11 protein-coding genes are annotated in these 13,137 nt (G+C 65.2%); 6 read left to right on the top strand and 5 right to left on the bottom strand.

The window, feature by feature from the left end; genetic code table 11:
- The first annotated feature begins 14 nt into the window (after positions 1-14).
- The 4 genes from rpsD to truA all read left to right on the top strand — a co-directional run bounded on the left by rpsD (position 15) and on the right by truA (position 3,320).
- The gene (gene rpsD, locus ACFULT_RS09605; protein WP_019663575.1) at positions 15-620 is read left to right on the top strand and encodes a 30S ribosomal protein S4; all 606 of its coding nucleotides are present in this window, start codon (positions 15-17) and stop codon (positions 618-620) included.
- 97 nt (positions 621-717) lie between these two features.
- The gene (locus ACFULT_RS09610; protein WP_019663576.1) at positions 718-1,782 is read left to right on the top strand and encodes a DNA-directed RNA polymerase subunit alpha; all 1,065 of its coding nucleotides are present in this window, start codon (positions 718-720) and stop codon (positions 1,780-1,782) included.
- A 35-nt stretch (positions 1,783-1,817) separates the two neighbouring features.
- Complete coding sequence (gene rplQ, locus ACFULT_RS09615; protein ID WP_037108923.1) at positions 1,818-2,426, top strand: 50S ribosomal protein L17; 609 nt, start codon at positions 1,818-1,820, stop codon at positions 2,424-2,426.
- A 6-nt stretch (positions 2,427-2,432) separates the two neighbouring features.
- Entirely contained in the window at positions 2,433-3,320 is an 888-nt protein-coding gene (gene truA / locus ACFULT_RS09620; RefSeq protein WP_378481312.1) for a tRNA pseudouridine(38-40) synthase TruA, read from the top strand.
- 7 nt (positions 3,321-3,327) lie between these two features.
- Here truA and ACFULT_RS09625 read toward each other — a convergent pair whose 3' ends face one another.
- Entirely contained in the window at positions 3,328-4,986 is a 1,659-nt protein-coding gene (locus ACFULT_RS09625) for an amidase (protein WP_378481313.1), read from the bottom strand.
- A 66-nt stretch (positions 4,987-5,052) separates the two neighbouring features.
- Here ACFULT_RS09625 and ACFULT_RS09630 point away from each other — a divergent pair, with 66 nt between their 5' ends.
- Positions 5,053-5,622 carry an NADPH-dependent FMN reductase gene (locus tag ACFULT_RS09630; protein ID WP_378481314.1) on the top strand — a complete coding sequence of 190 codons (570 nt, stop codon included), beginning with the start codon at positions 5,053-5,055 and terminating at the stop codon, positions 5,620-5,622.
- Between the two features lie 7 nt (positions 5,623-5,629).
- On the opposite strand, the gene eccE is transcribed toward ACFULT_RS09630, so the two are convergent.
- On the bottom strand, positions 5,630-7,300 hold the full coding sequence (eccE, locus tag ACFULT_RS09635; RefSeq protein WP_244164866.1) for a type VII secretion protein EccE: 1,671 nt from the start codon (positions 7,298-7,300) through the stop codon (positions 5,630-5,632).
- Between the two features lie 213 nt (positions 7,301-7,513).
- Here eccE and eccB point away from each other — a divergent pair, with 213 nt between their 5' ends.
- The gene (eccB, locus tag ACFULT_RS09640) at positions 7,514-8,965 is read left to right on the top strand and encodes a type VII secretion protein EccB (RefSeq protein ID WP_037108913.1); all 1,452 of its coding nucleotides are present in this window, start codon (positions 7,514-7,516) and stop codon (positions 8,963-8,965) included.
- Here the strand turns inward: eccB and mycP are convergent.
- The 3 genes from mycP to ACFULT_RS09655 form a co-directional block, all read right to left on the bottom strand.
- Positions 8,914-10,410 (bottom strand): type VII secretion-associated serine protease mycosin, encoded by a 1,497-nt coding sequence (gene mycP, locus ACFULT_RS09645; protein ID WP_378481315.1) that lies wholly within the window; start codon positions 10,408-10,410, stop codon positions 8,914-8,916. The genes eccB and mycP overlap by 52 nt on opposite strands.
- Positions 10,368-11,915, bottom strand: a complete 1,548-nt coding sequence (gene eccD / locus ACFULT_RS09650) for a type VII secretion integral membrane protein EccD (RefSeq protein ID WP_378481316.1) — start codon at positions 11,913-11,915, stop codon at positions 10,368-10,370. The genes mycP and eccD overlap by 43 nt, the downstream gene beginning before the upstream one ends.
- 108 nt (positions 11,916-12,023) lie before the next feature.
- Positions 12,024-13,058: an LLM class flavin-dependent oxidoreductase gene (locus tag ACFULT_RS09655; protein ID WP_037108901.1), complete on the bottom strand. Its 1,035-nt coding sequence runs from the start codon at positions 13,056-13,058 to the stop codon at positions 12,024-12,026.
- Between the last annotated feature and the right edge of the window lie 79 nt (positions 13,059-13,137).

The raw sequence follows: 13,137 nt of genomic DNA on the forward strand, positions 1-13,137 counted from the left end.
GGAAGGTTTAGAAAATGGCACGTTATACCGGTCCCGCTACCCGCAAGTCGCGTCGTCTGCGCGTCGACCTCGTCGGAGGCGACCAGGCGTTCGAGCGTCGCCCCTACCCGCCCGGCCAGCACGGTCGCGCGCGGATCAAGGAGAGCGAGTACCTGCTCCAGCTGCAGGAGAAGCAGAAGGCACGCTTCACCTACGGCGTCATGGAGAAGCAGTTCCGTCTCTACTACAAGGAAGCCAACAAGCGCCCCGGCAAGACCGGTGAGAACCTGTTGACGATCCTCGAGACGCGACTCGACAACGTCATCTACCGTGCGGGCCTCGCTCGTACGCGTCGTCAGGCACGCCAGCTGGTCACGCACGGACACTTCCTGGTCAACAACCAGCGAGTGGACATCCCCAGCTACCGCGTCTCGCAGTACGACATCATCGATGTCCGCGAGAAGTCCGCACAGACTCTCCCGATCCAGGTTGCACGCGAGAGCTACGGCGATCGTCCGGTTGCCCCGTGGCTGCAGGTCGTTCCCAACCGCCTTCGCATCCTGGTTCACCGGGTACCGGAGCGCGCACAGATCGATGTGCCGCTCCAGGAGCAGCTCATCGTCGAGTACTACTCGAAGTAAGGCGCAGAACGCCTGCGGGTGTCACCGATACCCGCAGGCGTTCTCGCCTCCACACGTGGACGTCAAATAGCGGACGTCCGTACAGGAGGAACACACAATGCTCATTTCACAGCGCCCGACGTTGACCGAAGAGGTCATCGCCGACAACCGCTCGAAATTCGTCATCGAGCCGCTCGAGCCTGGCTTCGGTTACACCCTCGGCAACTCGCTCCGCCGTACCCTGCTGTCGTCGATCCCCGGCGCTGCTGTCACCAGCATCCGTATCGACGGCGTTCTTCACGAGTTCACCACTGTCCCCGGAGTCAAGGAAGATGTCACCGACATCATCCTGAACCTCAAGGGTCTCGTCGTGAGCTCCGAAGAGGACGAGCCGGTCACCATGTACGTCCGCAAGCAGGGCCCCGGCTCTGTCACCGCAGGCGACATCGTTCCCCCGGCCGGCGTCACGGTGAACAACCCGGATCTGCACATCGCGACCTTGAACGACAAGGGCAAGCTGGAGATCGAGCTCGTCGTAGAGCGCGGTCGCGGTTACGTCCCCGCCGTTCAGAACAAGGCCTCGGGCGCAGAGATCGGCCGTATTCCGGTCGACTCGATCTACTCGCCCGTGCTCAAGGTCACCTACAAGGTGGAGGCCACTCGCGTCGAACAGCGCACCGACTTCGATCGGCTCGTTCTCGACGTGGAGACCAAGAACTCCATCACCGCGCGGGACGCGCTCGCTTCGGCGGGCAAGACCCTGGTTGAGCTCTTCGGCCTCGCCCGTGAGCTGAACGTCGAAGCAGAAGGAATCGAGATCGGACCCTCGCCTGCCGAGGCCGACCACATCGCTTCCTTCGGACTCCCCATCGAGGATCTGGACCTCACCGTCCGTTCCTACAACTGCCTCAAGCGCGAGGGTGTTCACACCGTCGGCGAGCTGGTTGGCCGTACCGAGTCCGATCTGCTGGACATCCGTAACTTCGGACAGAAGTCCATCGACGAGGTGAAGGTCAAGCTGCACTCGCTCGGCCTCTCGCTCAAGGACAGCCCCGCGTCCTTCGATCCGACCACCGTGCCCGGATACGACGCCACCACGGGAACGTGGAGCGACACCGATGCTGGATCCTTCGCGGACAGCGAAGGCGCCGAGCAGGACTACGCCGAGACAGAACAGCTGTAATCAGCTCGCTTTGAGCTCTTACTAGGAGATTCATCATGCCCAAGCCCACCAAGGGCCGCCGTCTCGGCGGGTCGGCGTCGCACCAGAAGGCCATCCTGGCCAACCTGGCGACGGCACTCTTCGAGCACGGCCGCATCACCACCACCGAGTCGAAGGCCAAGCGCCTTCGTCCGCACGCCGAGAAGCTTGTCACCCACGCCAAGAAGGGTGATCTCGCTCATCGTCGTGAGGTTCTCAAGACGATCAACAACAAAGATGTCGTGCACAAGCTCTTCGCCGAGATCGGGCCGTTCTTCGCCGATCGCGACGGTGGCTACACACGCATCATCAAGACCGTCCCCCGCAAGGGCGACAATGCACCGATGGCCATCATCGAGCTCGTCAACGAGCAGACGGTGTCCAACGAGGCCGATCGCGCTCGTCGCGTGAAGGCGTCGCAGACCGCGCCGGCTGCTGCAGAGGCTCCCGCCGCTGCAGAGTCGGACGAGCAGAACGTCGTCGAGGCTGTCGAAGCCGACGCGACCGACGCTCAGGTCGAGAACGCCGACGCCGTCGTCGAGGGCATCGAGGACAAGGACGCTCATGCGTCGGACGCGTCCGACGCCGAAGCTGTGTCCACCGAAGACCAGGGCAAGAAGGACTAGTCCACTTTGGTCTCGGAGTTCAGCGCAAGCGGACCCGTCGTTCCCACCGGGAACGGCGGGTCCGCTTTTTCGGCGTCCCAGAGACTGCGCCTCGACATCTCCTACGACGGAACCGACTTCTCCGGCTGGGCACGTCAGCCAGGGATCCGTACGGTGTGCGGTGTTCTCGAGGAAGCTTTCTCGACAGTGTTACGTCAGCCCGTCGAGTTGACCGTCGCCGGCCGCACCGATGCGGGCGTCCACGCACGTGGACAGGTCGCGCACGCCGACGTGGTCGGTGGCGTCGACGAACCGGATCGGCTGATACGACGAATGGCCAGGTTCCTACCGACCGACGTGCGTGTCACGGCATTGACGACGGTCAGCAAGGATTTCGACGCACGCTTCTCGGCGCTGCGGAGGCACTACGAGTATCGATTCAGCGTGGCACGCTACGGAGTCGACCCGTTGGCCCGTCGAGCGATCGTGTCGTGGCCGCGGGAGATCGACCTCGACGCGATGCGCGACGCGTCGGCGAGGCTCGTCGGGCTCCACGATTTCGCCGCATTCTGCAAGCGCCGCGAGGGTGCAACCACGGTCCGTGAGCTTCAACGGTTCGACTGGCAGCGGGACGGCGACCACGTCACGGCTTACGTGAGCGCGGACGCGTTCTGTTGGTCGATGGTCAGGAGCTTGGTGGGCGCTCTGCAGGCGGTGGGGGAGGGACGACGAAGTCCGGAGTGGACGGCGTCATTGCTCGAGTCCCGCTCGAGGTCCAGCGCGGTGACGGTCGCTCCGGCACACGGTCTTTCCTTGGTGGGTGTCGACTATCCACGGGACGAGGAACTCGCCGAACGTAATGCAGCAACCCGCGAAGTCCGTCCGGAGATTCCGGCCTCCGGATTCTGTTGTTGACCGTGAATCACCGTGTGTCCGTCGAGACCGTCGGGACGCTGCTGAACGGTGTCGATGCTCCCTGGGTATTGGTAGGGTCCGGACCAATACCGGGCTCTACGACGGTGGCCGTCGGGATATCACGCGTTGACGATTGCATGGCCGGTATGTCTGTCCAACTGCCGATCGCGGCCTGCAGTTCGAGTCCTACCTGCATAACACTCATGTCCGACCACGGAACGCCACCGATTTGGACTCCGAACGGCATCCCGGTGGCGCTGGATCGCCCCACCGGGATAGTTGCGACGGGCGCGCCCGCGTAGTTGGCCCATCTCACATCCGCAATTGGGCTGGTCAACACATTCGAACTCACGTCGTCGACCCTTTCGATCCCGTCCGTGACGGCTCCTGGAAGGACAATCACGGTAAGCGAATGATCCTGGAACATCCGGTTGAAATCACGTTGGTACCGAAGCCGGTCGCGCTCGAACCCGATGTACTCGGCAACCGGTGTCGCGAGGGCCGCTGTTGCGAGTCCTACGGCTGCAACTGTCGACGGGCGATATTTGCCGAGACGGTCGGCAAACTGTAAGTGGTACGCACCCATCTCGCAGCGGTCCCCGAGCAGCAAGCTTGAAGGCAGTCTGGGCATGGATACGTCGATCGTTTCGGCGCCGAGTCTCCGTGCGGTGGTCAGAAAATCGGCGAACAAACTGGCCAGCGGCTCCGGCAATGCTTCGAAGATAGTGTCGGGCACGCCGATTCGAACTTCGGAAAGGGGGCGCACTGAACCGCTCGGACTTATTGGAAAGCTCTGCGTGGATGCTGTAGGCAAGCCGTATCTGCTCGTAGCGGGGTCCAGCATGTGGGAGAGAAGAAGCGAAGCGTCGGCCAGGCTTCGAGCCATGGGCCCGGCGGTGTCGCGGGTCCATGTGAGCGGAATTACGCCGTCGGTGCTACACAGACCGAATGTCGGTTTGAAACTTGACACGCCGCACGCACTGGCCGGAATGCGGATCGAGCCTCCAGTATCGGTACCAGTGGCGAGGGGAGCAAAGCGTGCCGCCAGGAGCGCCGCGCTACCGCCCGACGAGCCGCCTGGGGACAACTGGGTGTTCCACGGATTGCTGACCTGCGGAGTGGTGACGCCGACTGCAAATTCATGGGTGTGACTATGACCCATCACGATCATGCCGTCCCGCTCGAGCTGGGTCCACACCGTGGAGTTCGCGGCCGCAATATTTCCATCGAGAACGGCGCTGGAGGCGGTCAGCGGCAGACCTTCGACAGCAAACAAGTCCTTCAGAGCTATGGGCAAACCACATACCAGGGGAGGGGACCCGTCCGTGCCGATTGCGCGCGCGGATAGACGCTCGGCTGCAGCATCGGCCTGAGTGTGGGCAAGCTCAGGGTAAATTCGGACCCAGGCGCCGATCTCGCCGTCGAAAGCACGGCTACGAGAAAAGCAACTTTCGAGCAGGTCGCGAGGGTGCAGCTTGCCGGCTTGAAGGAGAGCGGCCGCTTCGACAGCCGACAACAGAGCAGGGTCGGTAGTAGTAATAGAGTCAGGAGCCGGCAAGGTGCCGGTGGGGTCGGCACGCGCACTTGCGTTGCGCGTTGCTGCCAACCCCGCACCGGTCGAAGCTGCTGCTGCGAGGAATGCTCGCCTAGACAATGGCCGAACCATGGGTAGAGACTAATCGGCGCCTCCACCGATGCATCAGGCGGATTGACGTTAGGTAGCCTGGTTTCGGTGGCCATCATCAATTGCATCGAACTCGCGGTAATCGTCGGGAGCGTCAGGCCGCAGCGGTTGGGGCCTTCGGTGGCCCAGTGGTTCGTGGATGTCGCCGGGCAGCGGGCGGAGTTCTCCGTGTCGCTGCTCGATCTGCTGGAATTGGAGCTGCAGTCGGATCTGTCGCCGTCGGCGGGTGCCGAGAGACTGGCCGAGACGATCTCGTCGGCCGCCGCGGTCGTCGTCGTGACGCCCGAATACAACCACGGTTACCCCGCGTCGGTGAAGACCGCCCTCGACACGTTGAAATACGAATGGCGAGGCAAGCCGATCGGGTTCGTGTCCTACGGTGGCATGTCCGGGGGAGTGCGCGCGGTGGAGCAGTTGCGTTCGGTTGCAACCGAACTGCACATGGTGACGGTGCGAGACAGCGTCGGATTCGCACGTGCGCGAAAGGTGTTCGGCGGCAATCGAATTCCTGAGACCGGCCCCGAGTTGGATTCAGCGAACCGAATGCTCGATCAGCTGTGGTGGTGGGCGTCGGCTGCAGCGGCACGAGGCGCTGTCGACCCGTATCCGCATTCCTAGGAGCCGGTCAGTAGGTCGAGTTCGAACGTCGCAGACTGCGCGGTCGGCCGATGAAGGCTGTCTCCTGTGGGATGGTGACCAGGACCAGTTCCACCTCGCTCGTGGACGTTCGAACCCGGATGCGATCACCGGCCGCGCCCGGCTGGTGAATGGACACCGTCGGGTCCGGCATCGGTGTTCGTGAAATCTGCTCGGTGAGTGTCAGCACGGTGACCCCGTCGTTGCGGACCTGACCCGGTGTGCTCATCGTGTCGGAGAAGTCGTGCACCACCAGATCCACCCGTGTACCGGTTCGGTGTGGGCCTCCGTCGATTCTCAACCGCTCCGGAGTTGCGAGCGAGTCGACGAGTGGACCCCACGCGTGGGGTCTGTCGGTACGAATCAGAATACGTGCACCCGTGGCGACAGCCCTGAAGACCAGCTGCTGGGCGAGATACAGCTCGCCGGCGACGTGAACCGATCCGATGTCCGTGCCGTGGATCCGCGCCGCGACTCCGTGGCCGGATGCGTCCGAACCGAGAAGTTGCCCACATCCCGACGTCGGCAACCGGAGCTGTGCTGCGTGATCGTGGTCGATGGATCTGACGGGATCGGCGTACCCGCGGGCGGTGATCGCGAGTGGCAGTGACGTGAGCAGGGCTTCCCGTTGGCGACCACGCATCGACACCGGACGCGGAATGGACGGCGTCGGGACTGCCGACCTGGTGACGAATCCGCAGGATCCGGAGAGCAACACCCCGCCGACACCCGAACTCGGCTGGATGCGGAGGACGACGGTCGACGTGGACGCGGGCACCGACCACAGATCTTCGAGAGTTTCGGTGTCCAGCCCTCGGCAATCGATCCCGAAACCGGTCCTGATCACTCCCGGCAGCGGAGCGAACGACCAACGCTGGGTGAGGGATTCGAACGACGTCCCGCGGCACATGCGTGAGGCGGCGGCGTGAATCTCCGAGCGTGTGAGCGTCCGAGTACGTACGCGACCGGCCTCCAACGCCCGCGCAATCCGTCGGGTAGCGATCGCGATCGTCCGGTCCAGACCGTCGCGGCCGCCGCCACGGGCGTCGACTGCTTCACGGTTCTTCCGCTCGTCCAGCGTCACGGTGACCCACACCGACCGAGCCGAGACGGCGGGGAGCGGGCCGATCAGGTTCTCGTACACGTCCGTCGCAGGTGATCCCGGTGCCGTTCTCGACCCGTGCGAGACGATGTCGATTCGGCTCAGAGAAATGTCGTGTTGGACAAGAGATTCAGTGAGGTCGCCGAGGCCGAACGCAGAGTCGGTCATGGCGGTCGACCGTCCGAGCCTGGTGGTGGCTCCAGGTGTCGGGAGAAGTTCCAACACACACGAGACCATGGTCCCTCGCCTGTGCACTCCGACGGCGGTTCCGTCGCCGTCGATGTACTCCGTGGTGACGCCTGTCGAGGGGACGGTCCCCGCCAGATATCGAGCCGACGCGAACCCCCAGTCGAGGAGGGGGCGTCCGCCCACGACGACGAACGGAAGCAGCGCGAACGGCAGTGCACACAGCACGACGGTGAGGGGCGGAAGCTCGGCAAGAACCGCCGAGAGGCAGACCAGGACCGCGAATACTTCGACTCCCAGAGCTCGACGCAGGGTCGGTGCTCGAAATACCGACGTGCGGGCCGGGCGACGGCGCCCCGGTAGCGCGGCCATCATGAAATCCTCCCCCCGAAGGCTGTCCGTGTGACGAGCCGGACCCCCATCGCGGCTCAGCGGCGACTCTACGCTGTGCGCAACGATGTTGAAACCTCGTGCTCGCCGTCCCCGAGCGGTCGTCGACGGCGGTCGTGGCCGGGTGGGTAGTAGGGTGTGCGCCGGGGACGGACCCGAGGGTGTGTCGGGTCCGAAGAAACGGTAGGGGGCACCGTGGCGGCGACGCCGACAACGAAATGGCAGGTCGGCGGATACAGATTCCTCGTTCGCCGAATGGAACACGCATTGGTTCGGCGGGACGTGCGAATGCTGCACGACCCCATGCGCTCTCAATCCCGCGCACTCGCAGTCGGTCTCGTGATCGCGTGCATCGGACTTGCCGGGTGCGCAGCGCTCGCTCTGCTGCGGCCCCAGGACAAGATCGGCGACTCGGCGATCGTCGTCGGCAAGGAATCCGGCGCGATGTTCGTCCGCGTCGACGAAACCTTCCATCCCGTGCTGAATCTCGCGTCGGCACGCCTCGTCGTCGGGCAGGCGGACGATCCGACGATCGTCAAGGACAGCGAGCTCGCGAACAGGCCGCGAGGGGCGTTGGTGGGCATACCCGGTGCGCCGTCGTCGCTGCCGTACGACGTCGACGGTACGTCGGTCGCGTGGAGCGTCTGCGACACCGTTGGCGGGGCGGGGTCCGTGGCGGGCACGACCGTGATCGCAGGCGATCCCCGACACGGTGACGGCATCGAACAATTGCAGGACACCCAGGCTTTCCTGTGGGAGACCGGAGACGGGGTCTTTCTCGTCTACGACGGTGTACGCGCCGCGATCGATCTGAACGACAGGTCGGTCGTTCGAGCGCTCGGGCTCGAGAACACCATGCCATCCGGAGTCAGCGAGGCACTGGCCAACACCGTGCCCGTGGTTCCTCCGATCGCACCGCCGCTGATTCCGCGGGCGGGCGAGTTACCCGCCTACTCGCTTGCGGGGAAGACCGTCGGCTCGGTGGTGAAAGTGGTCGACACCGAGGATCGTTACTACGTGGTCCTCTCCGAGGGGATTCAGGAGGTCAGCGTTGCCACCGCGCAGCTGATCACGTTCGCCGACTCGCAGGGGAGTCCGGAGATCGACTCGTTGACTCCCGACGCACTCAGCGATGCACCGTCGGCCGACTCGCTCGCGGTGAAGACTTTTCCGCGGTCCCGTCCGTCGATCGTCGACCGAGAGTCCGAGCCGGTGGGCTGCGTGGCCTGGCTCCCACAGGACGCGCCCGACGGCGGCCCGACCGCACGTCTCGAATTCTCCTCGGGCAGAGTGCTTCCGCTGCCGGACTCTGCTCGACCCGTTGCGTTGGCGCAGGCCGACGGTGGGGGACCTGCGGCCGACGAAGTGTTCGTGCAGCCGGGTAGCGGAGGTTTCGTGCAGACCACGGGGATCTCGCCGACGAGCGTGCGACGAGACGGATACTTCTTCGTGGCCGACACCGGCGTGCGGTACGGGGTCGCGGATGCGGACGCGGCGAAGGCACTGGGCTTCGGAGCGGCTGCGTCCGCACCCTGGCAGATAGTCGAATTGCTCGGCGTGGGGCCGGCTTTGAGTCGAGACGCAGCCTTGACCGCTCACGACGGTGTCGGACCAGATCCGGACGCAGCCCTGCTTCCGTCCGAATGAGGGAGGACTCGGCGCCGCAGGGGCAGTGACAATCCGAGACCCAGAACGAGGACGACACCGACCGCCGCCGCGCCGGTCAGAGCCACCGTCCGCGGCCGGGTGTCGGGCGGCTCCGGCACGAGTGGCGCGGCGATGTCGACCGGCGAGGCAGGGAATTGCGCAGAGTCGGTGCGTACCTGTCCGGTAACCGCGGCCAGCGGATCGACGACGCCGTGACCGACGAGAGGATTCCAGCCCTCGGCGGGTGCGTGCGCTGTCGCCTCGATGCGTTCGATCACCTGGGCGGCCCGAAGGTCGGGCCGGTGCGCCCTGATCAATGCGGCAACCGCGGCGACCAGGGGAGCCGAGAAACTCGTCCCTTGGATCGGAGTCACACCACCCTGATTGTCGATGGTGCCGCCGGCGAGTCCTGTCCCCGTCGGCGACAGAGACGTCATCGCCGTGCCCGGGGCCGCGACGTCGACCCACGGGCCCGCGAGGGTGAACGCTGCCGGTGATCCATCGGGGTTCACCGACCCGACGGTGAGAACCTGATCGTCGAACCATGCCGGTGTCGCGACGGTGGCGACGCGATCCCATTGATCGGCGAACGGATCGGTCGGGTCGGGAAGGGGGTTCTGCGTGGCGCACGCGGACCCGCCGCCTCCGGTGTTGCCTGCGGCAGCGACCACAACGACGTCCTTGACAGTGACTGCGTACTCGATCGCGGCGCCCAAGGGGCCGTCGACGGGACCTGTACCGCCCGGTACGCACGCGACCTCGGAGATGTTGATGACGGTCGCGCCGAGGTCCGCGGCAGTGCGTACGGCCATCGCCATCGTCATCACATTGCCGTAGCCCGATGCGTTCGCGGCAGCGGGATCCTCGGTGTCGGGCTCACCGCCTTCCCGGACGACGCGAAAGGCGTTGCTCGACTGGCGGATCGACAGTATCTGAGCTTCCGGAGCGCCACCGGCGAAGCCGCTGCCCTCCACCTGAGACGCAGCGATCAGACCAGCAACGAGAGTTCCGTGGGCGTCGCAATCGGACAGTCCGTCGCCCGTGTGGACGTAGTCGCCTCCCGGCCGCAGTCCCGGCAGTCTCGGGTGCGGTGAGACGCCTGTGTCGATGACGGCGACGACCTGCCCGGCGCCTCGGGTAATCGGCCACACGGACCCGAAGTCCAGTGCCTGCAGTTCCGCGGGAATCGCACTGCCGTCGGGAATTTCGGAGACCGGTACACAAGCGTTTCGTTGCTCGGTGGGATCGAGCGGGGCGGCAGGCCCCGGTTCGGGCAGCAGTCCCGGATCGACGACGGGTCGGTCCGCGCTCGCGACACCGGCTCCGATGGTCGCCGCCATCACCGCGGCAGCAATCGGCACCGCCAGTGTTCGTGCCTGGGCGCGCCGACTCGATCGGACCGTCACAGCGCGCGCATGGCCGTGTACAGGCCACACACCCAGCATGCGAGTGGGATCACGGTGGCGATCACCGCGTACTCGACCAGTTCTGCAGTGCGCCGAAGGACGGGGGAGTACTCCCTGGTGGGCACTGATGAACCGAAGAACAGCGCTACGAGCGCCACAGCGACACATGCGACGAAGACTGCCAGCTGAATCGTGTCCGAATCGGACAGGGCCGGCGTGAACACGACGGCCGCAACCAAGGCCAGAAGGATCGAAGCGCCGCCGAGGACGAGAGGGAGTGCGTGGTTCACCTGCGCGAAGGTTCGCCCGCGTAACAGCAGGAGCAAGGCCGTCGCGAGCGCTAAGGACACGCCCGGCCGATAGAAGGCGTCGCTCGCTCCGAGCGCAGCCAGAAGTGCGCCACCCGTGGCCGCCGCACCGCCGGCACACACGAGACCGGTCAGGTGACTACGGGCTCGCCGCGCCCGATCGGCGAGTTCGGCCGCACTGGTGGGGTCTTCGTCGCCTGCGTCGTCGAGCGGAGCACCTGCCGTCGGTACAGGCGGTAGTGGAAGTCCTGCCTGCATCATCGACACACGAGGTGCGGCCGCCAAGCCGGCCAACGCAACGACGGTGGTCCCCGCTCCGATGGTGCTCACCGGAAGATCGGTGAACATCGACACCGTTGCGCCTGCACACACGGTGACTGCCGCGGCACTCGCCGCGGTGAACACTGCGGACCCATGGCCGCCGATACGCAGTGCAAGAACAGCGGAGGCGCCGACGAGAGCCCCGCCGAGCACCAGGTGCGGTGCCCCGAATTCTCCGGGAACGAAACGAGATCCGGCCACGAACATAAGTGGAAGCGCGCATGCGGACAGAAAAACACCGGTGCTGTCGCCCCGATAGAATCTCCCGACGACGGTTCCCGCAACGATCATCAGCACGGCAGCCGTCGCCGCGGCCACGGCTGCAGTGACGCTTCGGGCGTCGACCTGACCTGCGTCGACGCGGCCGCCGAGTTGCAGCAGTGGAAGCATCGCGGCGATGCAGGCGAGCAACACCGCCGATGCACTTGTCACGAAACCCACTCGCCGCGCGGTGGCGGCTGTCCACAGGTCGTCCCTCGAGCCATCCCCCGAGCTGTCGACGGACGCCACCGCGAACATCAGATCGTCGTGCAGGGGCGGCAGCGCCGGGGCGTCGGCGGTACCGAGTACCAGTAGTTCGCCGTCGCGGACGGACGCCTCGTTGAGGGTTGCAGTGCCCGAGATCGGCGGCATCCCGACTTTGGACAGCACCCAGTCCCGACCGTGCCTGTCGTTGCCGGCTGACGCACGCGAATCGACGATGTCGACGATGCCCGGAATCAACAACGAGATCGGCACGTCGGTGGGTAGAGCCATGTCCACCTGTGCGGATTTGGCGAGCACGGTCAATCGACACAGATCGAGCGGCGCTGCAACGCCTAGACCCCGCGTGTCGTTCCTGGTGCTCGGTTCTACCGAGTTCGGCTGCAACCGCGCACCGTGTCCGTTCACGGCCTGCGAAAGATCCCCCGTCACTGATGTTCCCCCGTCGTGCACAGTCACTCCGCTCGTGCCCCCCTGGCAACCAGCGTGGCCCACGATACTCGGAACCGGTGCCTGCGGGCGATATGCAGGACGGTTCGATCAGACTGCGCTGGTTGCGTGTTCCTCACTCCGCAGACCGGTCGCTTCGGCGAGGAGTTCGTAGGACCGCAGCCACGATGCCCGGTCGACGACTCCGGACGCCACGATCAACTCGTCGGCGTCGGCGTGGCGCACGAACCGATCGAGGTAATCCCGGACCGTTGCCGGTGTTCCCACCGCCGAATACTTGGTCATCTGCATGATCTGTCGGCCCTGCGGCGCGTCGAGAAGCATGTCCGCTTCCTCGTCGGTGAAGGTTCGCCCACGGCCGAGCAGCAAGCTGACCCGACTGCGTTTGGTGGCGAGGAACTGTTGCTGCGCATCGGCTTCGGTGTCGGCCGCGATCACGTTCACACCCGCGATGACATAGGGGGCGTCCAGCTGGTCCGACGGGCGGAACTCACGGCGATAGATCGATACGGCCTGCTCGAGCGCATCGGGTGCGAAGTGCGATGCGAAAGCGAACGGAAGACCGAGGGCGGCCGCGAGCTGCGCGCCGAACAACGACGACCCCAGAATGTACAGCGGCACTCCCGTGCCTGCGCCTGGCGTGGCCACCACGCCCGGCACGAGGGAATTGTCGGAGAGGAACCCCTGAAGTTCCTGAACTTCCTGCGGGAATCGGTCCGCCGACGACGGGTCTCGGCGCATCGCGCGCATGGTCTGTTGGTCGCTACCCGGTGCTCGGCCGAGACCCAGATCGATGCGTCCCGGGTGCAGCGTGGCCAGGGTGCCGAACTGCTCGGCGATCGTCAGCGGTGCGTGGTTGGGCAACATCACTCCGCCCGATCCGAGCCGGATGGTGGATGTGTTGGCGGCGACGTGACCGATCAGCACACTCGTCGCCGACGATGCGATGGTGCTCATGTTGTGGTGCTCGGCGTACCAAATTCGCCGGTAACCCCACTTCTCCGCGTGTCGGGCGAGTTCGACGCTCGCATCGAAACTGTCCCTGACGCTTTCACCTGGACCTATGTGTGCCAGATCGAGGATCGACAACGGTACAGAGAATGGTTGCGACGGGGAAGAGGACATGCTCGATGCCAGCCTTTCGACGAGAAATATCGTGTTCGAGAGCGACCGGGCGCTCTTCGTGAACACAACCGACGAGGGA

This window comes from Rhodococcus sp. NPDC057297 (assembly GCF_042667435.1).
Taxonomy (GTDB): Bacteria; Actinomycetota; Actinomycetes; order Mycobacteriales; family Mycobacteriaceae; genus Rhodococcoides.

What these genes read in the sequence shown, in the direction of transcription:
- ACFULT_RS09610 (WP_019663576.1), top strand. Translation starts at nt 718, where the DNA reads ATGCTCATTTCACAGCGCCCGACGTTGACCGAAGAGGTCATCGCCGAC.
- ACFULT_RS09655 (WP_037108901.1), bottom strand. Translation starts at nt 13,058, where the DNA reads ATGTCCTCTTCCCCGTCGCAACCATTCTCTGTACCGTTGTCGATCCTC.
- mycP (WP_378481315.1), bottom strand. Translation starts at nt 10,410, where the DNA reads ATGCTGGGTGTGTGGCCTGTACACGGCCATGCGCGCGCTGTGACGGTC.
- rpsD (WP_019663575.1), top strand. Translation starts at nt 15, where the DNA reads ATGGCACGTTATACCGGTCCCGCTACCCGCAAGTCGCGTCGTCTGCGC.
- ACFULT_RS09625 (WP_378481313.1), bottom strand. Translation starts at nt 4,986, where the DNA reads ATGGTTCGGCCATTGTCTAGGCGAGCATTCCTCGCAGCAGCAGCTTCG.
- eccE (WP_244164866.1), bottom strand. Translation starts at nt 7,300, where the DNA reads ATGGCCGCGCTACCGGGGCGCCGTCGCCCGGCCCGCACGTCGGTATTT.
- rplQ (WP_037108923.1), top strand. Translation starts at nt 1,818, where the DNA reads ATGCCCAAGCCCACCAAGGGCCGCCGTCTCGGCGGGTCGGCGTCGCAC.